Genomic DNA, 20,239 nt, shown 5'->3' with positions numbered 1-20,239 from the left:
TGGCCGATCCCCTCGAAGGCTTTTGGGAGGGCGACATCCTTCCCTTGCTGGAGAGGGACAGCGCCTTGCAGGCCGTCACCCTGCTGCGCCACCTTCAGGGCCTGCACCCGCTGGCCTTCCCCGATGACCGGCATCCGGCGCACCCTGGAACGGCGGGTGCGGCAGTGGCGGGCGTTGAACGGGCCCGAGCGCGACATCATCTTCCGCCAGACGCCGGAGCCGGGCCGCATGGCCCAGTCCGACTTCACTCATGCCGAGGAGCTGGAGGTGACGATCGCGGGCCAGCTATTCCCGCATCTGCTCTACCACTTCGTCATGGTCTACAGCCGGTGGGAGCATGTCGGGGTGGTCCTGGGCGGGGAGAGCTTCACGGCCCTGGCCGAGAACCTGCAGCAGGCGCTCTGGTCGCTCGGCGGGGCACCACAGGAGCATCGCACCGACAGCCTCTCGGCCGCTTTCCGCAACCTGACGGCTGACCAGCGCCAGGATATCACCACGCGCTACAATGCCTTCGTCGGCCATTACGGCATGGAGGCCAGTCGCAACAACCGCGGGGAAGCTCATGAGAACGGCGCGGTGGAATCCCAGAACCGGCACCTCAAGAAAGCCATCGAACAGGCGCTGATCCTGCGCGGCAGCCGCGACTTCGCCAGCATTGAGGACTACCGCCGCTTCATCGACATTCTGGTGGCACGGCGCAACCGGCAGCGGGCGGCGGCCACGCAGGTGGAACGGGCGCATCTGAAGCCCCTGCCGCGCCGGCGCACCACCGACTTTACAGAGACCGTGGTTCCGGTCACCCGCACCAGCGGCTTTCTGGTCAAGAGCATCTTCTACAGCGCCCCGTCGCAGCTGATCGGGCAGCGCTTGCGGGTCCACCTTTACGACGATCGCCTTGAGGCCTTTCTCGGCAGCACCCTGGTCGTCAGCCATACAAGGGCGCGAGGTCGCGGCGATGGCCATCGCGTGCATGTCATCAACTACCATCACGTCATCCATGCGCTGCGGCGCAAACCGCAAGCCCTGTGGAGTTCGATCTACCGCGACAGCCTGTTCCCGCGAACCGAATACGCTGAGGCCTGGAAGGTGCTGCAGCGCGATCTGCCCCGCCGCGACGCCTGCCGCCGCATGGTCGACCTGCTGTTCATCGCCCACGACCGGGCCTGCGAGGCGGAACTGGCACATCTGCTGGCAGCAGAATTGGACGCGGGCCGGGTGCCCGATCCCGGACCTCTGGCATCCTGCCTGAACCCGCGGCAAACGGCGCTGCCGAGAGATGTTGCCGTCGCCCATCCCTCGCTCGACAGCTTCGATGCCCTTCTGGGAGCCTGCGCATGACCTCCCGCGAGATCGACATCCACACGCTGCCCGGCATGCTGACCGCGCTGCGCCTGCCCAGCTTCCACAAACTCTGGACCGAGATTGCCACCCGCGCCGATGCCGAAGGCTGGCCCGCTGCCCGCTTTCTGGCCGTCCTCGCGGAATACGAGCTGGCCGAACGCGACATGCGCCGCATTCAGCGCCACATGAACGAGGCACAGCTACCGGCTGGCAAGACGCTGGCGACCTTCGACTTCAAGGCGCTGCCAACCCTGCCGCGCGCCCGGATCGAGGCCTTGGCGGCCGGCGACTGGCTGGAGGGTGGCGGCAATCTGATCGCCATCGGCAATTCCGGCACGGGCAAGACGCACATTCTCTGCGCGATAGGCCATGCCCTGATCGAGCGGGGACACCGCGTGTTCTATACCCGCACCAGCGATCTGGTGCAGCGACTTCAGGCCGCCCGCCGCGATCTGGTGCTCGAAGCCGCGCTCGCCAAGCTCGACAAGTTCGACCTGATCATCCTCGACGACATCACCTACGCCCACAAGGATCAGGCCGAAACCGGCGTGCTCTTCGAACTGATCGCCCGGCGCTACGAATACCGCAGCATCGCCATCGCCGCCAACCAGCCCTTCAGCGGCTGGGACCAGATCTTCCCGGACAAGGCGATGACCGTCGCCGCCATCGACCGGCTGGTTCATCACGCAGCGATCCTGGAGATGAATGCCGAAAGCTTCCGCCAGCGCGCGGCCGCCTCCAACAAAGAGGCGCTGAGCAGACCGCCAACGACAACCATCGCCGACAACAAGGACAAAGGAGAAGGCTGAGCGAAAAACAATTCCAGATACGCCAACCCAGCGGCCTAAAACCGGCCAACGTGGTTGACGGTCACGGACATGCTGGTTGACGCGCTACACCGTGGGCTGCGAGGCGGCTGGCCACGGCTCGGTCGATGCGGTGGTCGACCGGGCGAAGGCCGCGGTCGGGCTTGCGACAGACCGCGTGCATGTCCTGCGCGAGGCGATCCTCAGCTGCCGCAAGGGCGGGACGATCTCGATCCCCGGGGTCTATGTCGGAATGGGCGACAAGATCCCGATCGGGGCCGCGATGAACAAGGGCCTGACGTTCAAGATGGGGCAGACCCATGTGCAGGCCTACACCCGGCCGCTGCTCGAGAAGATCGAGGCCGGGAAGATCGACCCGAGCTTCGTCGTCACGCACACCACCTCGCTGGAAGATGCGCCGGAGATGTATCGGAAGTTCCGCGACAAGGAGGATGGCGTGATCAAGGTCGTGCTGCGGCCGGGCAGCTGAGCATTGCGTTCCCCGGTTCGGCCGGACAGTCACGGGTTTGGGGAAAGCCCGACATGAAGGATTGCATCATCCTGGGCGGCGGTCCCGCGGGGCTGACGGCCGCCCTGTATCTTGCCCGGTTCCTGCGCAGCGTGACGGTGTTCGATGCGCAGGAGGGGCGGGCGCGGATGATCCCGGAAACCCATAACCTGACGCCGTTTCCGGGCGGCATTTCCGGGCGCGACCTTCTCGACCGGATGCGGTCTCATGCCGGCCACCATGGTGCCGAGATCGAAACCGGGACGGTCGTCTCGGTCGAAGCACAGGGTGACGTGTTCCGCGTCACGACCGACCGGCGGGCCGAGACGGCGCGCACGGTCATCTTTGCCTCGGGCGTCGTCAACCATCGGCCGCCCCTGTCTGTCAGCGACCATGATCGGGGGGTGGCGCTGGGGTTGATACGCTATTGTCCGGTCTGTGATGCCTATGAAATCCGCGACAGGCGAATCGCCGTGCTGGGCAGCGGCACGCACGGGTTTCGGGAGGCACGATTTCTTCGCCACTATTCCGCGTCGGTCACGCTGATCCCGCCTGACGGTTCTGCGGCTGTCGCGCGGGACGGCGTCGGCGTTCCGGGCGCGCCGATGGCGGGGCTGTCGCTGACGGAATCGCAGGTCGTCGTGACGCTGGAAAACGGCGAGGCCCTGGGCTTCGACACGCTCTATGTCGCCCTGGGCACGACCCCGCGGACCGCACTTGCGGCAAGCCTTGGTGTCCGCCTCGGCACGGGGGGTCATGTTCTGGTCGATGCAAGGCAGAAAACCGGCATCGACCGGGTCTATGCCATCGGCGATGTCACGGACGGGCTTGACCAGATTGCCGTGGCGATGGGCCAGGCCGCCGTTGCCGCAACGGCGATCCACAACACGCTGCCCGCCCGGTTAAAATCGGAGCGTTCGCAAATGCCACTCTGAACAACAGCAAGGGGAAGCATCGGCCTGGCCGCGAATACCGGTCGCCGCTGATGGTCGTTGATACCGGAAATCCGGTCAATGCTGAAATCGTCTGTCTTGAATCCGCGCGCGGCCACGGCCACGTCGGATTTGCAATGTGTCTGGCAAGGGAAATTGTCCATGTGGAAACTGGTGTTGGTGCTTTGCTTTCTCGCATTGCCGTCTGTCGCAGAACAGCAGAAAATACTTCTCGGCAATCGTTCGTATCTGATCGACCTGTCTGCCAGGCCGAACGGCTCGGTCATTCTTGCGCTGCACAATGCTGCGGGAAACCCTGAAGAGTTCAGGCAGAAAATCCGCCTCAGCGGCCCTGCGCTGGCAAAGGGATATGCCGTCATCTATCCGGAAGGGCTGGGTTCTAGCTGGAACGGGCTATACTGCTGCGGATATGCGCAGGAAAAGAAGATTTCGGACATCAGGTTTCTCGATCTTGTCATTGCCGACGCGGCAAAGCGGTTCGGGCTTTATTCGAACCGGGTTTACCTGACCGGGATGGGAAACGGGTCGGTGATGGCCGAGACTTATGCCGCGCGGCGTGCGGGCACGGTAAAGGCCGTGGCCGGAGTTGCCGGGACGATCCATCTTGGCAGGACGCCGGCCGCGCGCGTGCCATTGCTGCACATCCACGGGCTCGACGACCTGATCGTGCCATATGGGCTGAAAGGCCCGGAATACGGAACCAAACACGCCGGCGATGCGTTCACGCCGGTTCCGGTTCAGATCAGGGCCTTTGTGGCGGCCAACGGCCCGTTGAGAAAAACGTCGAGGATGATCGACGCGCGCAATGATGGAACGTCGGTGACAGAGGACAACTATCTCGACGCCAAGGGCAGGACGCAGGTCCGCCTGATGACGGTTTCGGGCGGCAGGCACGTCTGGCCCGGCAGTGATCGAAAAGGTGCGGGAAACACTCAGGAAATTTCTGCGACGGCCGAGGTGCTGCGCTTCTTTGGCGAGCATCCTTGATTGCCGGGCCGCCTTTCACCTTGAACCCGACCCGTCTTGCGGAGGGTTGCGGGCACCGACGCCGCCATGACCGAACGTCCGGTCAGGCGGCGGCTTGGTGCTGCAAGCGGGGGGCTTGCTTCCGGACCAGGCAGCGGGACAGGATCACATCGGACGGACAAGCTGGCCGGACGTGGCTCCGCTAACCGGCAAGCATTTCCGCCCGGATCCGAAGGGTGATCAGTGCGCCGGTCGGCGTCCAGTCGTAGGTGATCGATCCTCCGAACTGACCCTCGATCGTGTTCCGAACCAGTGTGCTGCCGTATCCCGGGCGATCTTGCGGTTCGGTCACTTCCGGGCCGCCGTGCTCGGTCCAGACGATCTCCACATCGTCCCCTGCCAGGCTGCCGGAGACATCGAGAGTGCCGTTCTCAGCCGAGAGTGCGCCGTATTTCAGCGAATTGGTCGCAAGCTCATGCACGACGAGCGCCAGACCGGTCGCGGAGCTCTCTCCGACACCCATGCGCGGCACGGCAATGCGGATGCATCCGGAAGATGCACCCTTGTCGTCGTAAGGGGCCAGCAGGACCGCAAAGAGGTCTGCGAGCAGGGCCGCATCGCCCTGACGGCCCTGTGTCGGCCGCACGAGGTCATGCGCCCGGCCCAATGCCGTAAGCCGGTGCGTCAACTGCATTGCCATATCCTCGATGGAGGTCGAAGACCGCGAGGTGATCCGGGTAAGCCCTGACGCGATCGCCAGCAGGTTCTTGACACGGTGGCTCATTTCCCCGGCCAGGAGTTCGCTGCCTTCTTCGGCCTGCTTGCGCCCGGTGATGTCCAGGAAAATGCCGGTCATGACACCTTTGCTGATGCCGTTGTCGTTGCCCTGGCCGCGCGCCGAGATCCAGCGGACCTCCTTGCCGGCCAATGTCCTGAAGTCGATCTCGTAGGGTCCGGCGACAGCCCGCGTCGCAGAGAAACACTCCCTCACGCGGTCCCGGTCTGCGGGAAGCACCTTTTCCGAAAGGTGCTCGAAGGTGACGGCCTCATCGGACAGCATGTCCCAGAGCTTGTACCCTCTGGAATCCATTGCGAAATCATCGCTTTCGACGTTCCACGACCACAGGGCCACGCCGGCCGCGTCTATCGCGCCGCGCAACTCGTCGCATCCCCATGCGAGGTCATTCTTGTCAGTGTGTTTCATGCGACCCCGCTTGCGCCGACGGATGCGGGCCAATCCATGACCCGGACGGCCGGAAAATTCCGCAGCCGTTCACCGTGTGTCACCGAACCCCGGTGCGCGCCAGTTTCATTTGACGCGGGCGGGCACAAGCCCGCGTGACCGCCCCGCCGCTTGCGACAATCACCGGATCCCCGGCAATTGTGTCGAAGCCGGTGCCGAACTGCCGCCCGACAATCGCCGGGCGGCAGCCTCCGTCCGCGATCCGGTCCTTCTTCATGCCACACGGAACGTGTTTTCCATTTCCCATCCGAGAACATCCGCCGCGCGGGCCCGTACCGGGCCGATTTCCTTGGCGCCCTCGGGAAAGCCCGTGTCGCGCCCGTATTCCGGCCCGAGACGCTTGCAGAGCAGGCGCTGCGCCCGGTTGACGCGGTTCCTCATCGTTCCCGCCGCAATGCGCGCCACCGCGGCGGCCTCTTCACACGAGAACCCGAGCGAGCCGACCAACGCCAGTGCTTCGCGTTGCAGGGGCAAGAGCCGGTGGTAGGCGTCCATGAACTCTCGCCCTGGCTGCGGCGTGGCATCACCGGGGGTTCCGCCGGGCCCGGAGGATTGCGGCCACTCCGGGTCCGGACACGCGCCGTCGCGCAGGCGCAGGTCGGCGTAGTGGAGGCTTCGCAGGATGGCCACGAGCCAGACCCGCATGTTGGTCCCCGGACAGAACGTGTCGATACGGGTCCACGCATGGATGATCGCGTCCTGCACCAGATCGTCGGCTGCTGCCCTGTTGCGCGTCAGGCAAAGGGCGTAGGCGCGCAAGGTTGGCACATGTTCCGCGATGTCGTCTCGCGGGTCCGGCTTCATTGATGCGAAATCCATCATGACACGTTCCTTTTTTGCCTGGTGTTTCCGTCAAGGCGCTGATCCGATTCACAAATTTTTCGGGCAGAACTGCGCGGAAGGTCTGTGGCCGACCCCCCGTCGGGCAATGCTTCAAGGGTCAATCTGCACCACTGGTCAAGAGTTGGTCCTGACATTCACGGCTCCAGAAGCATGGCCCAAATACCGAAGGCACAAAGAGCGCGCCTTCCCGGCGCTCTACCAGAAAGAGAATGGCATTTGCCGGGATCGCGCTTGCTGATCTGTGATAGGTGGGCGCAAATATTCACGGCAAGGTTGAGGCCAGTCGGAGCGAGAAACCGTCCTGCACAACGTAAAGAAGGCCGACAGGCGCATGGCGGCACGGTGCGACCTTGAACAACCCGGGCCGGATTGCGGTCGGCCGAGGTTGTCGGCAGCCATCGTCGGAAGAACTGTCAAACCGGTCCCATTGGCCTGGCATTCTCGCCCACCAACCCCTGAAAACAAGGGGGAAAACAATGGGAGTGGTAGGCCCGGAGGGACTCGAACCCCCAACCAAGGCGTTATGAGCGCCCTGCTCTGACCATTGAGCTACAGGCCCGGCCTGCCGGATGCCTAGCAGATGCAGCGGGCAGGTCAAGCGGCGGGGGCGGGCAGGGGGCATCATGCGGGCGGGCCAGGGGAAGGGGGCGCGCGTTTTTCCGGCCCGGCGCCGCGCGGCACGTTGTCGGCGCAGGTCATATCCTGTATGCGCCGCAGCAACCGGGTGACAGGATCAAGAGGGCGGGCGATGACACAGGTTCCCAACGGGACGCGGGCTGCGAACGGGCTGACCTATGCCGATGCGGGGGTCGACATCGACGCTGGCAACGCGCTGGTCGAGCGGATCAAGCCTGCTGCCAAGCGCACCGGGCGGCCGGGCACGGTGTCGGGGCTGGGCGGCTTTGGCGCGCTGTTCGACCTCAGGGCGGCGGGCTACAGCGACCCGGTGCTGGTGGCGGCGACCGACGGTGTCGGCACCAAGCTGCGCATTGCCATCGACACCGGCCTTGTCTCGACCATCGGCATCGACCTTGTCGCCATGTGCGTCAACGATCTGGTGTGCCAGGGGGCGGAGCCACTGTTTTTCCTGGATTATTTCGCCACCGGCAAGCTGGATGTCGATCAGGCCGCCAGCATCATCGAGGGCATCGCGGCAGGCTGCCTGGCGTCTGGCTGCGCGCTGATCGGCGGCGAGACGGCGGAAATGCCCGGCATGTATCACAAGGGCGACTTCGACCTTGCGGGCTTTGCGGTCGGCGCGATGGAGCGCGGGTCGGACCTGCCTGCGGGCGTGGTCGCGGGCGATGTGCTGCTGGGGCTGGCGTCGGACGGGGTGCATTCCAACGGCTATTCCTTCGTGCGCAAGGTGGTGGAACTGTCGGGGCTGGGCTGGGATGCGCCTTGCCCGTTCGGCGGCGACTCGCTGGGGCAGGCGCTGCTGACGCCGACGCGGCTTTATGTCAAACAGGCGCTGGCGGCGGTGCGGGCCGGGGGGGTTCATGCGCTGGCCCACATCACCGGCGGCGGGCTGACCGAGAATCCGCCGCGGGTGCTGCCCGAGGGGCTGGCCTGCGAGATCGACCTCGGCGCCTGGACGCTGCCGCCGGTGTTCCGCTGGCTGGCGGAAACGGCTGGCATGGCCGAGCCGGAACTGCTGAAGACCTTCAACTGCGGCATCGGCATGATGCTGGCGGTGGCGGAAGACCGGGCCGACGCGCTGGCCGACCTGCTGACGGCTGAAGGCGAAACCGTGATCCGCATGGGCCGCGTGGTGCCGGGCGAAGGCGTGATCTACCGGGGCCGCCTGCTGTGAAACGGGTCGCCATCCTGATTTCGGGGGGTGGCTCGAACATGCTGGCGCTGGTGCGCGACATGACGGGTGACCATCCGGCGCGCCCGGTGCTGGTCGCTTCCAACGATCCGGCGGCGGCGGGGCTGGTGCGGGCGGCGGCGCTGGGGATCGCCACGGCGGCGGTCGATCACCGGCCCTATCGGGGCGACCGCGCCGCGTTCGAGGCGGCCCTGCTGGCGCCGATATTGGCGGCAGAGCCCGACATCCTGTGCCTTGCCGGTTTCATGCGGGTGCTGACCCCGGCCTTCGTCGCGCGGTTCGAGGGGCGGATGCTGAACATCCACCCGTCGCTTCTGCCGAAATACACCGGCCTGCACACCCACCAGCGCGCGCTGGATGCGGGCGACGCCGAGGCCGGCTGTTCGGTGCACGAGGTGACGGCGGTGCTGGATGACGGGCCCCTGCTGGGGCAGGCGCGGGTGCCGATCCTGCCGGGCGACACGGCGGCGACGCTCAGCGACCGCGTGCTGGCAGAGGAGCATCGACTCTACCCCGCCGTGCTGCGCCGCTATGCCGCCGGCGACCGCACCCCGGTGATGCTTCAGGCCACCAGCAGCCCCGCCTCCCACTGACGCAGGCAGGGGCGGGCCGTCGGGGCGGGCAGGCCGTTGGCAAGCTCGGGGAACAGCGCCAGCAGTTCCTCGCGCTGTGCGGCATCCATCGCGGCCAGGCCCATGCGGCCCAGGTGCAGGCTTTCGCAGGGAATGCCTTCGGCGCAGAGCACCTCGTGCCGATCAAAGGCCAGATGCAGGTAGGTGACCCGTGGCACCGTTTCCTGCACGATGGTGCTGCCGTTCACCAGATGCCGCGCCGCCACCAGCACATCCTTGCTGCCGAACCACAGGTCGGCCCGCCAGTCGGTCAGCAGCACCCGGTGCTGTGGCGACAGCCGCAGCGCGCGCCGGTTGCCCAGTGCCCCGGCGGCAATCCGTATCGGGGCAAAGGCGCCCGTGCCCGCCACGGTACGCGCGCCGATCCAGCGCACGCTCTGCGCGCCGTGGTCCAGCGTCAGAACCGGATCGCCCGGCCGCAGCGTTTCCACCGCCCGCATTCCCGACGGTGTGCGCAGCCTGGTGCCAGCGGTGAAGCACGGTATGGCCGGAGGCGTCGGTGACAGGGCGGCAAAGGGCAGTTGCGTGTCGCGGAGCGGATGCAGACCCGGGCCGAACTGCGCGGTTCCCGCCGTCACGCCATCCAGATCGAAGAACACCTTCTGGTTGGTGAAGATCATGTGCGTGCTGGACGAGGCCCGGCCCTGGAACTGGTCATGCTGCGGGTTCAGCGAGGAATAGAGCGGCGGCGACGGCGGCACCGTGTCGGGCCAGGCGTAGATCGCCACGAACTGGCCGTTCATGAACGCGGCCTGTCCGCTGTTGACCTGGGTCACCACCACCCGGAACACGTCGGTTGCGCTGCCCAGCGGCTGCACGCCGGTCAGTTCCACCTTCATGCCGTTGTTGTTGCCAGAGGCACTGAGGCCGGAATAGGTTCCGATCTCGTCGCCCATCATGAAGACCTCGATGATCTGGCACCGCCTTTCCTGTTGCCACGAAGCCGCCAGCCGACGATGCTCCGCACTCGGTAAATTAATTCTGCGTTAGCCTGATAAGCAAGTTGGTGCAATGGATTGGGCGACCAGGGCCCGCGTTTCCCGGCATCCGTTGCCGCAACGCCCTGCGGCGCTTCCCTTCCCGGTCTTTATTGCCTATGAGGGATTGTCCGGATGAACCGGCGCGCGACAGTATCGGATCGGCCAATGAGAACCATTACCACGACCGAAGACCTGGCTCAGTTCTGCACGGCCGCCAAGTCCCAGCCCTTTGTCACCATCGACACCGAATTCCTGCGCGAACGCACCTACTGGTCCAAGCTCTGCCTGATCCAGATGGCGCTGCCCGGCAAGACCGGCGACGCGGTGCTGATCGACCCGGTCGAGGGCGAGGCGATGTCGATGGAGCCGCTTTACGATCTGTTCCGCCACGAGGCGACGGTCAAGGTGTTCCACGCCGCAAGGCAGGATCTGGAGATATTCTTCGTCGAGGGTCGCGTATTCCCGGCGCCGCTGTTCGACACCCAGGTGGCGGCGATGGTCTGCGGCTATGGCGAACAGGTCGGCTACGAGACGCTGGTCAAGAAGATCGCGCACGAACCGCTCGACAAGACCTCGCGCTTCACCGACTGGTCGCGCAGGCCGCTGTCAGAGGCGCAGAAGGATTACGCGCTGGCCGATGTCACCCACCTGCGGGTGATCTACGAAAGCCTTGCCGCGCAGATCGCGAAAAGCGGCCGCCAGAAATGGGTCGAGGAAGAACTGGCGATCCTGACCGACCCCGCCACCTATACCGTGCATCCCGACGAGGCCTGGCTGCGGATCAAGACCCGCACGACCTCGGGCCGGTTTCTGGGCGTGGTCAAGGAACTGGCGCGCTTTCGCGAGGAGTATTCGCAGCGCAACAACATCCCCCGCAGCCGGGTGATGAAGGATGACGCGCTGCTGGAACTGGCCTCCACCCGGCCGACCAACACCGAGGAACTGGGCCGCTCACGCCTGCTGTTGCGCGAGGGGCGGCGGGGCGACATTGCCGACGGCATTCTGGCGGCGGTGAAGGCGGGGCTGGAGATGAAGCCCGACGACCTGCCGAAACCCGATCTCAGCCGCGACCAGTTGCAGGTCAACCCGGCCCTGGCCGACCTGCTGCGGGTGCTGTTGAAGGCAAAGTCGGAAAGCCTTGGCGTGGCCGCCAAGCTGATCGCCTCGGCCGCCGATCTGGACGCCATCGCGGCCGGCGAACGCGACGTGCCCGCGCTGAAGGGCTGGCGGATGGAGGCGTTCGGCGAGGACGCGCTGCGCCTGTGCCGGGGCGAGATTGCCCTGTCGGCCAAGGGCACCGAGGTGCGTGTGGTGGTGCTGTGAACCCGCGTTCAGCGGCGGCTTGACCGGGCGTTGCCTGCGGCCTGCACCGTCACCTGGCGGATGCCGTCAAGCTTGATATCCGACAGATAGGCCGCCGCCGTGATCTGGCGCGACCGGGCGGTGCTGGCGGGCGTCGGCTTCAGTGGCGGGATCAGCCTGAAATCGTAGATCAGCACGCCGTCCTCGACCGGGCGGGGCACCAGTTCGGCCTCCCACCACCCTTGGGTCGGGGGCAGGCCGGTGGCGCGCACGATGGCACCGCCGGCCATCGGCTCGATCGACATCGCCACCACCTGTTCGACCAGCGGCCGCAGGTCCTGCTCGGCTGCGGTGGCCACCAGCGTCGTGGTCTGTTCGGGTTGCGACCGGCCGAACCAGTTGAACGGATTCAGCCGCGACTCGCGAACCGCCCCGCAACCCGACAGCGCCCCCGACAGCACCAGTGTCACCGCAAGCGCCGCCTTCAAGCCAGGTCTCATGCCCGATCCCCCGTTGTTCCGCCCCTTGGGTATCCCATGGCAGCCGCTTTGAAAAGCCCGCGGCACGCCGGTTTTGCGGGTGCGGTCTGGACCTTTCGCCGCCAAAGCCCTAGGTCACGGAAAAACAGGAGCCCGCCATGGCAACCGCCGCCTTCGAAGACATCGCCGAAACCTTCGAATTCCTTGACGACTGGGAAGACCGCTACCGCCATGTGATCGAGCTTGGCCGCGCCATGCCGCCACTGGACCCCGCGTTCCGGGTGCCCGCCACCAAGGTCGACGGCTGCGCCAGCCAGGTCTGGATCAGGCCGCTGGTCACCGGGCAGGGGCCCGATGCCCAGTTCGACTTCGCGGGTGAATCGGATGCGATGATCGTGCGCGGCCTGATCGCGGTGCTCCACGCGCTTTACTCCGGCCTGTCGGTGGCCGAGGTGGCGCAGGTCGATGCCGTCGCGGAACTGGGGCGGCTGGGCCTGAACGACCACCTTTCGGCGCAGCGGTCCAACGGCGTGCGCGCGATGGTCGAGCGCATCCGCAAGGTTTCGGCCGAGGCGGTGGCGGGTTAGTCGTCCCCGGCCGGGCCGTCCTGGATCTGCTGCACCATGGTCTTTCTCTGATCGAAGGCCAGATGCCCGGAAATCGCCGCCAGTTCGGGTTTCGGCGCCTCGTAGGACCAGCCCGCATCGCGGATCGTGCCGTTGTTGCTGACAAAGGTGAAGTAGCGCGCCTCGCCCTTCAGCGGGCAGGTGCTGCGGGTTTCGCTGGGGTCGAACAGTTGCATCGCGATGTCGGCTCGCGGAATGTAGATCACCGGCTCGGCTGCACCCTCCGTCAGTTCGACGGCATCGGAGGTCTGCCCGATGATCGCGCCATCGGCCCGGACGATCCAGGTGCCCGGGGCCTTGCGCAGGTGAATGGTCTCGCTCATCGCCACGTCCTCACGTCAGGTTTCTGCATTGCAGCAAGTTAACAGATCGTCACTGGCAAAACACACGCGTCATAGCGGCGCAGCAGCCCGGTCCAGCCACGCCGCTGCGGGGGCCGAAAGCCGCGGCCCCAGCTTGTCGCAGACCTGTGCATGATAGGCGTCGAGCCAGGCCCGCTCGCCCGGCGACAGACGCTCGGTCAGGATCAGGCGGCGGTCGAGCGGCGCGAAGGTCAGGGTTTCAAAGCAGAACTGCGCCCGGTGGTCGTCGCCATCGGGCAGGGCGGGGGCCTCCTGCACCACGATCAGGTTTTCCAGCCTCATGCCGAAGGCACCCTCGCGGTAATATCCCGGCTCGTTCGACAATATCATGCCCTGTTCCAGCGGCACCTCCGACAGGCGGCTCAGCCGCTGCGGCCCTTCATGCACCGACAGGAAGGCGCCGACACCATGCCCTGTGCCATGGTCGTAATCCTGCCCCGCCAGCCACAGCGCCTGCCGCGCCAGCGGGTCGAGGTCGCGCCCGGCCAGCCCGCGCGGAAAGCGCGCGCGCGAAATGGCGATCATGCCCTGCAGCACCGCGGTGTAGGCAGCGCGGGCCGCGTGCCCCGGGTCGCCCACCGCCACGGTGCGGGTGATGTCGGTGGTGCCATCGACATATTGCCCGCCGGAATCGACCAGCAGCACCTCGCCCGGCCGCACCGCCCGGTTGCTTTGGGTGGTGACGCGATAGTGGATCACCGCCCCATTCGGGCCCGCGCCGCAGATGGTGTCGAACGACAGGTCGTGCAGCGCGTTGGTGGCACGGCGAAAGCCTTCCAGCGCGCGCACCACGTCAGTTTCCGTCAGCCCGCCCTTTGGTGCCTCGGCGTCCAGCCAGCACAGGAATTCGACCATCGCCGCCCCGTCGCGCAGATGCGCCTCGCGGGTTGCGGCCAGTTCGGCCCCGGTCTTGCGCGCCTTGGGCAGCCGGCAGGGGTCGTCGCCCCAGTCCACGGCGATTCCCGCCTCCTCCAGTTCCAGGCTGACCGCCAGCGGCGCGGTGGCGCGGTCCACCCGCACCGGGCCTTGCAGGGTGCGCAACGCCGGCACGAAGGCCGAAGGGGGGCGCAGGCTGACCTGCCCGCCGAGATGCAGCCGCAGGGCATCGTCGATCTTGGCGGGGTCGGTGAACAGGGTCAGGCGGGCGTCGTCGTGCAACACGGCAAAGCCATGCAGCACCGGGGTGCGTGGCACATCTGCGCCACGGATGTTCAGCAGCCAGCAGATCGAGTCGGGCAGCGTCAGCACCGCCGCCGCCTGACCCGCCGCCCGCAGGGTTTCGGCCAGCGCCGCGCGCTTCTCGGCGCTGCTGACGCCCGTGAATGCCGGCGGCTGCGCAAAGCCGCGCCCTTGCGGCGGGGCGGGTTGATCCGGCCAGACAGAATCGACGATATTCGGCCCCGGCCTAAGTGTTATGTCTGTTTCTTCAAGTGAAGCCCCAAGTCTGGTGATCTCGTCCGCCGTATGCAGCCACGGGTCGAACCCGATCACCCCCGCCGCCAGATGCGCCCTGATCCAGTCGCCGGGCTTCACATCGGGCCAGGGCACCGGGGTGAAATGGGCCAGATCGACCTGACCCTTGACCTGCACCCGGTAGCGCCCGTCGATGAACACCCCCGCCACATCGGGCAGCACCACGGCAAACCCGGCCGAGCCGGTAAAGCCGGTCAGCCATTGCAGCCGGTCGTCGCGCGGGGCGACGTATTCGCCCTGATGCGCGTCGGCCCGCGGCACCAGAAACCCCGCCAGCCCTTCGACTGCCAACCGGTCGCGCAGCGCCGCCAGCCGGGCCGGACCCTGCGACGGATCAGAGGCCGCCTCGAAGCTCTGGAACATCAGCCGACCTTCCGCATACCCAGCACCCGCGCCCGCTTGCGCGGATCGCTGTCGAACAGCCCGGCAAGCTGTTCAGTCATGGCGCCGGCCAGTTGATCGACATCGGTGATGGTGACCGCGCGGCTGTAGTAGCGCGTCACGTCATGGCCGATGCCGATGGCGATCAGTTCGACCTGCTTGCGTTTTTCCACCATGGCGATCACGTCGCGCAGGTGCTTCTCAAGGTAGTTGGCCGAGTTGACCGACAGCGTCGAATCGTCCACCGGCGCGCCGTCGGAAATCACCATCAGGATGCGCCGCGCCTCGGGGCGGGCAGTCATGCGGCGGTGCGCCCATTCCAGCGCCTCGCCGTCGATGTTTTCCTTCAACAGGCCCTCTTTCATCATCAGGCCCAGGTTGTTGCGCACCCGCCGCCACGGTGCGTCGGCCCCCTTGTAGATGATGTGGCGCAGGTCGTTCAGCCGTCCCGGCTGCTGCGGCCGCCCGGCGGCCAGCCATGCCTCGCGGCTTTGGCCGCCCTTCCAGGCGCGGGTGGTGAAGCCCAGAATCTCGACCTTTACCTGACAGCGTTCCAGCGTGCGCGCCAGCACGTCGGCGCAGATCGCCGCGATCGAGATCGGCCGCCCGCGCATCGACCCCGAATTGTCGAGCAGCAGCGTCACGCAGGTGTCGCGGAACTCGGTGTCCTTTTCCATCTTGAACGACAGCGGCGTGGTCGGGTTGGCCACCACCCGCGCCAGACGGCCGGCATCCAGCGTGCCTTCCTCCAGATCGAATTCCCAGGAACGGTTCTGCTGCGCCTGAAGGCGGCGTTGCAGCTTGTTGGCAAGGCGGCTGACGGCACCTTTCAAGGGTTCAAGCTGCTGGTCGAGATAGGCGCGCAGCCGTTCCAGCTCGGCCGGTTCGGCCAGATCCTCGGCGCGGACTTCCTCATCGAATTTCGTGACATAGACGACATAGTTCGGGTCGGCGTCGGAATGGGGGGCAGGGGGCGGCGGTTCCAGCGGGGCCTCGCCCTCGGGCAGTTCGGCCTCTTCGCCCTGCTCCATGTCCGAGGTGTCGTCCATGCTGACCTGCGCCTGCGACGCGTCCTGCTGGTCTTCCTGGCTCTGCTCGGGCGTGGCGTCGCTGTCTTCACTGTCGTCCTGATCGTCGCCGCCCTGTTCGGGCTGATCCTGATCCTGTTCGGTGTCGTCGTCGCCGTCATCTGGGTCGTCCATGTCGGGGTCGTCGCCCAACTGGTCGCCATACCCAAGATCGGAAATCACCTGCCGCGCCAGCCGTGCAAATGCCGCCTGATCGCCCAGCACCTGATCGAGGTTTTCCAGCGTGCCCGCCGCCTGCCCCTCGATGAAGCCGCGCCACAGGTCCATCACGTTGGCGGCACCCTTGGGCACCGCCCGCCCTGTCGCCAGATGCCGCACCAGATAGCCCGCCGCCACCGAAAGCGGTGCGTCGGCCGACTGGGTGATCTGGGCATAGCCCTTGCGGTCGGCCTCGTTGCCGATCCTGGCGTCGATGTTCCCGGCGGTGCCCGGCATCGTCCGCGCCCCCACCGCCTCGCAGCGCGCGGTTTCCATCGCGTCGTAGATCTCGCGCGCCAGCGGCCCGGTCGGGGCATAGCGCGTGGCGGTCGCGTCGTCATGATAGCGCAGCCGCAGCGCGAAGGCGTCGGCAGTGCCGCGGGCCAGCAGCACCTCGTCGCGCGTCATGCGGCGGCTGACCTGCGGCAGGCGCATCCCGTCCTTTGTCATCCCCGCCGGATCAACCGAATAGGTCACCGTCAGGTCGGGGTTGCCCGCCATGGTCTTGGTGGCCTCTGCCAGCGCCTTCTTGAACGGATCGGCCGGGTTGTCGGTCGGTTTGGTCAATTGAAGCCTCGTGTCTCGGGCTGGGTCTCGCCGAAGCTGGCGCAGGTCTGGGCCAGGCGGTCGTGCAGGGCGCGGCTTTCGGCGTCGTCATGCGCGATCATCGCGTCGAACATGCCGACCATCATCTCCCTGCGCTCGGCGATATAGGCGTCCACCGCGTCTTCGCCTGCCCCGCTCAGCCGCAGGGCTGCGTCGCGGAACCGTGCCGCCCGGCTGCGGTCGGTCGGATCGCTGCCAAGAAGCGCCGAGCTTTCGGCATAGGCAATGCGGCCCTGCCAGAAGGCGGCGCAGAGCCCTGCGGGATAAAGGCCCGGCGGATCCTGCGCCAGGGCCGGGGCCGCAAGCGCCAGAACCAGACCGAAACCGATCCCCCAGCGCTTGCCCATCAGCGCATCGCCATGCTCGCCGCCGATTCCGGCAGCTCTTCGGCAAAGCATCTCTGGTAGAATTCGGCCACGGTCTGCCGCTCCAGCTCGTCGCACTTGTTGAGGAAGGTCAGCCGGAAGGCATAGCCGACATTGCGGAAGATCTCGGCATTCTGCGCCCAGGTGATCACGGTGCGCGGGCTCATCACGGTGGACAGGTCGCCGTTCATGAAGGCGGTGCGGGTCAGGTCGGCCACGGTGACCATCTGGCCGATGATCCGCCGCCCCTTGTCGGTGTTGTAATGCGGGCTTTTCGACAGCACGATGGCGGCCTCGGCATCGTGGGACAGGTAGTTCAGCGTGGCGACAAGGCTCCAGCGGTCCATCTGCGCCTGGTTGATCTGCTGGGTGCCGTGGTAAAGGCCGGTGGTGTCACCCAGCCCGACGGTGTTCGAGGTGGCGAACAGCCGGAAATACGGGTGCGGCGTGATGATCTCGTTCTGGTCGAGCAGGGTCAGCTTGCCGTCATGCTCCAGCACGCGCTGGATCACGAACATCACGTCGGCCCGGCCCGCGTCGTATTCGTCGAACACGATGGCAACCGGGTTGCGCAGCGCCCAGGGCAGGATGCCCTCGTGGAATTCGGTCACCTGCTTGCCGTCGCGCAGCTTGATCGCATCCTTGCCGATCAGGTCGATCCGGCTGATGTGGCTGTCGAGGTTGACCCGGACGCAGGGCCAGCTGAGCCGCGCTGCCACCTGTTCGATGTGGGTCGATTTCCCGGTGCCGTGATAGCCCTGGATCATCACCCGGCGGTTGTAGGCAAAGCCCGCCAGAATCGCCAGCGTGGTGTCGGGGTCGAACTTGTAGGTCGGGTCGATCTCGGGCACGCGGTCGCCACGGGTGGCGAAGCCCTTGACCTTCATGTCGGTGTCGATGCCGAACACATCGCGCACGTCGATTTCTTCGGTGGGTTTCGCTACATTGTCCAACATTCGGTCCGCCATGTCCTGATGCGCGCCTGGGGGCGCCCGGTTTCGTCAACCGATCTTTGATGGAACATAACACGGGGGCGTGCAAGGGAAAGGCGGTTGCTCACATGCCATCCCGTTTGCGTGAGCTTTGCAACTTTGCCCCATTTCGCCCCGTTCCTGCGGCATAAGGGCGATCAGGGGCAAGGGCCCCACCGATGCCCGGAACCGGAGAACCCGATGAACCGCAGAACGATCCTGACCGGACTGACCGCCCTGATGGCGCTGGGCGGCGGCCGCGCCCATGCCGCCGACGGCACCTTCGAGGTGACGCTGACCGAAGCCGAGTGGCGCGCCCGCCTGTCGCCCGCAGCCTTTGACGTGCTGCGCAAGGAAGGCACCGAACGCGCCTTCACCAGCCCGCTCGACAAGCAGTTTGCCCCCGGCACCTACCATTGCGCGGGCTGCGACCTGGCGCTCTATTCATCCGAGCACAAGTTCGACAGCGGCACCGGCTGGCCGTCGTTCTGGCAGGCGCTGCCCGATGCGGTGCGCAACAAGGTTGATCCCGGTCTGTTCGGCAGCCGCACCGAAGAACACTGCCGCCGCTGCGGCGGCCACCTCGGCCATGTGTTCGACGACGGCCCGGCCCCCACCGGCAAGCGCCACTGTATCAACGGCGTGGCGCTGGCGTTCAAGGCGGCGTGACGGCGGGCACGATTTTTCTACGAAAAATCAGGGCCCTGACTCTCAGTCGCGGAAGTAGCGGCTGTCCTTGATCTGCTCCCAGGCCCAGACCACCTCTTGCAGGCGGTCCTCGTCGTCGCGGTTGCCGCCGTTCATGTCGGGGTGCAGGTCTTTCACCAGTGACTTGTATTGCTTGCGGATCTCGGGCCGGGTCCAGGTGTCGCGGGCGTCGAGGATCTCCAGCGCCTTGCGCTCGGTTGCAGGCAGTTTGCGCGTCGCGTTGCCGGTCGGCACCCGGCCGGGGTTCTGGGTGGCATTGCTGCCCAAGATCTCCACCGGGTCGTTGACGCCCAGACGCGACCACACCCGACCCTCGTCGGGGCGCTTGGTGAAGGGTTCGGTCTCGCGGCCCCAGACACGATCCTTTTCCAGAAACTTCTGAAACTCCTCGTCGGTGGTGCCCTGAAAGAAGTTCCACTTGAGGTTGTATTCGCGAATGTGATCCTTGCAGAACCAGAAATACTCGTCGAGCAGGTCGGGCGATTTGGGGGCGCGGTAGGCGCCCTGTTCCTGGCAGCCGGGGAATTCGCAGGTCCGGGTCGAGGTTTCCGACGCACCCGTCATCCCCCGCCGCCCGGTCTTGCGCCGTTTCTTGTCCGCCGACACGCGGATGTCGAATTCAAACGGAGGTTTGGTCATCTGGCTTGCCTTTCCGACTCGGAGGCGAGAGTTTACGGCATTGGGCAGGGGATAGAAGGGGGCATGGATGAAAATGCGGGCCGCAGAGGAAATTCGTGATCGGTTGCAGACAAGCTTTCAGCCCGATCATCTTGAAGTCATTGACGAAAGTGAACAGCACCGCGGCCACGGCGGCTGGCAGGAGGGCGGCGAGACGCATTTTCGCGTGATCCTGCGCGCCCCGGCCTTTGCCCCGATGAGCCGCCTGGCCCGGCATCGCGCGGTCCACGCGGCGCTTGGCCCGGCGCTGGTGGGGCGCATCCATGCCCTGTCGCTGGAAATCTGCTGAGTCGTTCGCGCCGCCCGGCAGGGCACCCGGACCGGGCGGCGGAGCCTCCGGCGGGGATATTTGGGCCAAGATGAAAGCCATTTCGGGTTGTTCGGCAGACGGCGCCGCCGGTCAGGCCTCGGCTTGCAGTCCCGCCGCCACGATCCCGGCCACAGCGCAGGCGGCGTCGTTTTCCGAGGTGTCGCCGGTGACGCCGACCGCACCGATCACGTCGCCTTTCCCGTCGCGGATCAGCACGCCGCCCTGCACCGGCACGAAGCGCCCCTCGTAAAGCCCGTTCATCGCCTGCGCGAAACTGGGCTGGACCTGCGCCCGCGCCGCCAGCGCCGCGCCGCCCATGCCCAGCATCAGGCAACCGTAGGCCTTGCCGCGCGCCAGGTCGAACCGGCCCGGCGAGGTGCCGTCTTCGCGCTCGAACAGCCAGGGGTGGCCGCCCGCATCGAGGATGGCGACCGACAGCGGCTTGAGCCCGAGGGCGCGGCCATGGGCAAGGGCTGCATCGAGGATGCGGCGGGCGATGGTATTGGTCAGGGTCATGTCATCCTCGGGGCAAACGGGGGCGGGTGGGGGCCGGGCCGTCATGGACTCTGGCCCATTTCCGGCCCGGGTG

The 20,239-nt window shown here is 66.4% G+C and carries 22 protein-coding genes and 1 tRNA gene; 11 read left to right on the top strand and 12 right to left on the bottom strand.

The annotated features are described in order from the left end of the window. Positions 1–123: 123 nt before the first annotated feature. The 5 genes from istA to RNZ50_15415 all read left to right on the top strand — a co-directional run bounded on the left by istA (position 124) and on the right by RNZ50_15415 (position 4,595). Positions 124–1,338: an IS21 family transposase gene (istA, locus tag RNZ50_15435; protein ID MDT8856386.1), complete on the top strand. Its 1,215-nt coding sequence runs from the start codon at positions 124–126 to the stop codon at positions 1,336–1,338. After that, positions 1,335–2,150 (top strand): IS21-like element helper ATPase IstB, encoded by an 816-nt coding sequence (gene istB, locus RNZ50_15430; GenBank protein MDT8856385.1) that lies wholly within the window; start codon positions 1,335–1,337, stop codon positions 2,148–2,150. Before istA ends, istB begins: the two co-directional genes overlap by 4 nt. Before the next feature lie 76 nt (positions 2,151–2,226). Next, positions 2,227–2,637, top strand: coding sequence for a hypothetical protein (locus RNZ50_15425; protein ID MDT8856384.1), 411 nt, complete (start codon positions 2,227–2,229; stop codon positions 2,635–2,637). A 53-nt stretch (positions 2,638–2,690) separates the two neighbouring features. Continuing rightward, complete coding sequence (locus RNZ50_15420) at positions 2,691–3,590, top strand: NAD(P)/FAD-dependent oxidoreductase (GenBank protein ID MDT8856383.1); 900 nt, start codon at positions 2,691–2,693, stop codon at positions 3,588–3,590. 159 nt (positions 3,591–3,749) lie between these two features. Then, positions 3,750–4,595: a PHB depolymerase family esterase gene (locus RNZ50_15415; GenBank protein MDT8856382.1), complete on the top strand. Its 846-nt coding sequence runs from the start codon at positions 3,750–3,752 to the stop codon at positions 4,593–4,595. A gap of 181 nt (positions 4,596–4,776) precedes the next feature. On the opposite strand, the gene RNZ50_15410 is transcribed toward RNZ50_15415, so the two are convergent. The 3 genes from RNZ50_15410 to RNZ50_15400 all read right to left on the bottom strand — a co-directional run bounded on the left by RNZ50_15410 (position 4,777) and on the right by RNZ50_15400 (position 7,219). Then, positions 4,777–5,778: an HWE histidine kinase domain-containing protein gene (locus RNZ50_15410; GenBank protein ID MDT8856381.1), complete on the bottom strand. Its 1,002-nt coding sequence runs from the start codon at positions 5,776–5,778 to the stop codon at positions 4,777–4,779. A gap of 252 nt (positions 5,779–6,030) precedes the next feature. After that, positions 6,031–6,639 (bottom strand): sigma factor, encoded by a 609-nt coding sequence (locus RNZ50_15405; protein MDT8856380.1) that lies wholly within the window; start codon positions 6,637–6,639, stop codon positions 6,031–6,033. Between the two features lie 504 nt (positions 6,640–7,143). Continuing rightward, positions 7,144–7,219 (bottom strand) — tRNA-Ile (locus RNZ50_15400). Positions 7,220–7,408: 189 nt separating this feature from the next. Between RNZ50_15400 and purM the strand changes: the two genes are divergently transcribed. Then, the gene (gene purM, locus RNZ50_15395) at positions 7,409–8,473 is read left to right on the top strand and encodes a phosphoribosylformylglycinamidine cyclo-ligase (GenBank protein MDT8856379.1); all 1,065 of its coding nucleotides are present in this window, start codon (positions 7,409–7,411) and stop codon (positions 8,471–8,473) included. Further along, positions 8,470–9,084 (top strand): phosphoribosylglycinamide formyltransferase, encoded by a 615-nt coding sequence (gene purN, locus RNZ50_15390; protein MDT8856378.1) that lies wholly within the window; start codon positions 8,470–8,472, stop codon positions 9,082–9,084. The genes purM and purN overlap by 4 nt, the downstream gene beginning before the upstream one ends. Here purN and RNZ50_15385 read toward each other — a convergent pair. After that, a complete protein-coding gene (locus tag RNZ50_15385) occupies positions 9,054–10,022 on the bottom strand; it encodes a Hint domain-containing protein (protein MDT8856377.1) in 969 nt (322 codons plus the stop codon). The genes purN and RNZ50_15385 overlap by 31 nt on opposite strands. Positions 10,023–10,268: 246 nt before the next feature. Here RNZ50_15385 and rnd point away from each other — a divergent pair, with 246 nt between their 5' ends. Then, the gene (gene rnd / locus RNZ50_15380; protein MDT8856376.1) at positions 10,269–11,426 is read left to right on the top strand and encodes a ribonuclease D; all 1,158 of its coding nucleotides are present in this window, start codon (positions 10,269–10,271) and stop codon (positions 11,424–11,426) included. 8 nt (positions 11,427–11,434) lie between these two features. Here rnd and RNZ50_15375 read toward each other — a convergent pair whose 3' ends face one another. After that, positions 11,435–11,905, bottom strand: coding sequence for a hypothetical protein (locus RNZ50_15375; protein MDT8856375.1), 471 nt, complete (start codon positions 11,903–11,905; stop codon positions 11,435–11,437). A 137-nt stretch (positions 11,906–12,042) separates the two neighbouring features. On the opposite strand from RNZ50_15375, the gene RNZ50_15370 reads away from it, so the two are divergent. After that, on the top strand, positions 12,043–12,471 hold the full coding sequence (locus tag RNZ50_15370; protein ID MDT8856374.1) for a SufE family protein: 429 nt from the start codon (positions 12,043–12,045) through the stop codon (positions 12,469–12,471). Here the strand turns inward: RNZ50_15370 and RNZ50_15365 are convergent. The 5 genes from RNZ50_15365 to cobS form a co-directional block, all read right to left on the bottom strand. Then, positions 12,468–12,833, bottom strand: coding sequence for a DUF427 domain-containing protein (locus RNZ50_15365; protein MDT8856373.1), 366 nt, complete (start codon positions 12,831–12,833; stop codon positions 12,468–12,470). The genes RNZ50_15370 and RNZ50_15365 overlap by 4 nt on opposite strands. Before the next feature lie 69 nt (positions 12,834–12,902). Next, positions 12,903–14,708 (bottom strand): aminopeptidase P family protein, encoded by a 1,806-nt coding sequence (locus RNZ50_15360; protein ID MDT8856372.1) that lies wholly within the window; start codon positions 14,706–14,708, stop codon positions 12,903–12,905. After that, positions 14,708–16,579, bottom strand: coding sequence for a cobaltochelatase subunit CobT (gene cobT / locus RNZ50_15355; GenBank protein MDT8856371.1), 1,872 nt, complete (start codon positions 16,577–16,579; stop codon positions 14,708–14,710). The genes RNZ50_15360 and cobT overlap by 1 nt, the downstream gene beginning before the upstream one ends. Then, positions 16,576–16,965, bottom strand: a complete 390-nt coding sequence (locus RNZ50_15350; protein ID MDT8856370.1) for a hypothetical protein — start codon at positions 16,963–16,965, stop codon at positions 16,576–16,578. Before RNZ50_15350 ends, cobT begins: the two co-directional genes overlap by 4 nt. Next, the gene (gene cobS, locus RNZ50_15345) at positions 16,965–17,951 is read right to left on the bottom strand and encodes a cobaltochelatase subunit CobS (protein MDT8856369.1); all 987 of its coding nucleotides are present in this window, start codon (positions 17,949–17,951) and stop codon (positions 16,965–16,967) included. Before cobS ends, RNZ50_15350 begins: the two co-directional genes overlap by 1 nt. 204 nt (positions 17,952–18,155) lie before the next feature. On the opposite strand from cobS, the gene msrB reads away from it, so the two are divergent. Continuing rightward, positions 18,156–18,623: a peptide-methionine (R)-S-oxide reductase MsrB gene (gene msrB / locus RNZ50_15340; protein MDT8856368.1), complete on the top strand. Its 468-nt coding sequence runs from the start codon at positions 18,156–18,158 to the stop codon at positions 18,621–18,623. A gap of 42 nt (positions 18,624–18,665) precedes the next feature. Here the strand turns inward: msrB and RNZ50_15335 are convergent, their stop codons facing one another. Further along, positions 18,666–19,301: a J domain-containing protein gene (locus RNZ50_15335; GenBank protein ID MDT8856367.1), complete on the bottom strand. Its 636-nt coding sequence runs from the start codon at positions 19,299–19,301 to the stop codon at positions 18,666–18,668. Between the two features lie 73 nt (positions 19,302–19,374). Between RNZ50_15335 and RNZ50_15330 the strand changes: the two genes are divergently transcribed. After that, a complete protein-coding gene (locus tag RNZ50_15330) occupies positions 19,375–19,629 on the top strand; it encodes a BolA family protein (GenBank protein ID MDT8856366.1) in 255 nt (84 codons plus the stop codon). Positions 19,630–19,740: 111 nt separating this feature from the next. Here RNZ50_15330 and RNZ50_15325 read toward each other — a convergent pair whose 3' ends face one another. Beyond that, positions 19,741–20,166 carry a heme-binding protein gene (locus RNZ50_15325; protein ID MDT8856365.1) on the bottom strand — a complete coding sequence of 142 codons (426 nt, stop codon included), beginning with the start codon at positions 20,164–20,166 and terminating at the stop codon, positions 19,741–19,743. Positions 20,167–20,239 lie beyond the last annotated feature (73 nt).

It is taken from the genome of Paracoccaceae bacterium Fryx2 (genome assembly GCA_032334235.1).
In the GTDB taxonomy this organism is placed as follows: domain Bacteria; phylum Pseudomonadota; class Alphaproteobacteria; order Rhodobacterales; family Rhodobacteraceae; genus JAVSGI01.
Note: the sequence above shows the minus strand (reverse complement) of the source record. Positions and strands in the feature narration are given on the sequence as shown.

Excerpts from the sequence above, each read along its gene's own strand:
- RNZ50_15370 (MDT8856374.1), top strand. The coding sequence starts at position 12,043 with ATGGCAACCGCCGCCTTCGAAGACATCGCCGAAACCTTCGAATTCCTT.
- RNZ50_15375 (MDT8856375.1), bottom strand. The coding sequence starts at position 11,905 with ATGAGACCTGGCTTGAAGGCGGCGCTTGCGGTGACACTGGTGCTGTCG.
- RNZ50_15365 (MDT8856373.1), bottom strand. The coding sequence starts at position 12,833 with ATGAGCGAGACCATTCACCTGCGCAAGGCCCCGGGCACCTGGATCGTC.
- istB (MDT8856385.1), top strand. The coding sequence starts at position 1,335 with ATGACCTCCCGCGAGATCGACATCCACACGCTGCCCGGCATGCTGACC.
- RNZ50_15405 (MDT8856380.1), bottom strand. The coding sequence starts at position 6,639 with ATGATGGATTTCGCATCAATGAAGCCGGACCCGCGAGACGACATCGCG.
- msrB (MDT8856368.1), top strand. The coding sequence starts at position 18,156 with ATGAACCGCAGAACGATCCTGACCGGACTGACCGCCCTGATGGCGCTG.
- cobS (MDT8856369.1), bottom strand. The coding sequence starts at position 17,951 with ATGGCGGACCGAATGTTGGACAATGTAGCGAAACCCACCGAAGAAATC.
- RNZ50_15415 (MDT8856382.1), top strand. The coding sequence starts at position 3,750 with ATGTGGAAACTGGTGTTGGTGCTTTGCTTTCTCGCATTGCCGTCTGTC.
- RNZ50_15325 (MDT8856365.1), bottom strand. The coding sequence starts at position 20,166 with ATGACCCTGACCAATACCATCGCCCGCCGCATCCTCGATGCAGCCCTT.
- RNZ50_15420 (MDT8856383.1), top strand. The coding sequence starts at position 2,691 with ATGAAGGATTGCATCATCCTGGGCGGCGGTCCCGCGGGGCTGACGGCC.
- RNZ50_15385 (MDT8856377.1), bottom strand. The coding sequence starts at position 10,022 with ATGATGGGCGACGAGATCGGAACCTATTCCGGCCTCAGTGCCTCTGGC.
- rnd (MDT8856376.1), top strand. The coding sequence starts at position 10,269 with ATGAGAACCATTACCACGACCGAAGACCTGGCTCAGTTCTGCACGGCC.
- istA (MDT8856386.1), top strand. The coding sequence starts at position 124 with ATGACCGGCATCCGGCGCACCCTGGAACGGCGGGTGCGGCAGTGGCGG.
- RNZ50_15350 (MDT8856370.1), bottom strand. The coding sequence starts at position 16,965 with ATGGGCAAGCGCTGGGGGATCGGTTTCGGTCTGGTTCTGGCGCTTGCG.
- purM (MDT8856379.1), top strand. The coding sequence starts at position 7,409 with ATGACACAGGTTCCCAACGGGACGCGGGCTGCGAACGGGCTGACCTAT.
- RNZ50_15330 (MDT8856366.1), top strand. The coding sequence starts at position 19,375 with ATGCGGGCCGCAGAGGAAATTCGTGATCGGTTGCAGACAAGCTTTCAG.
- RNZ50_15335 (MDT8856367.1), bottom strand. The coding sequence starts at position 19,301 with ATGACCAAACCTCCGTTTGAATTCGACATCCGCGTGTCGGCGGACAAG.
- RNZ50_15360 (MDT8856372.1), bottom strand. The coding sequence starts at position 14,708 with ATGTTCCAGAGCTTCGAGGCGGCCTCTGATCCGTCGCAGGGTCCGGCC.
- RNZ50_15410 (MDT8856381.1), bottom strand. The coding sequence starts at position 5,778 with ATGAAACACACTGACAAGAATGACCTCGCATGGGGATGCGACGAGTTG.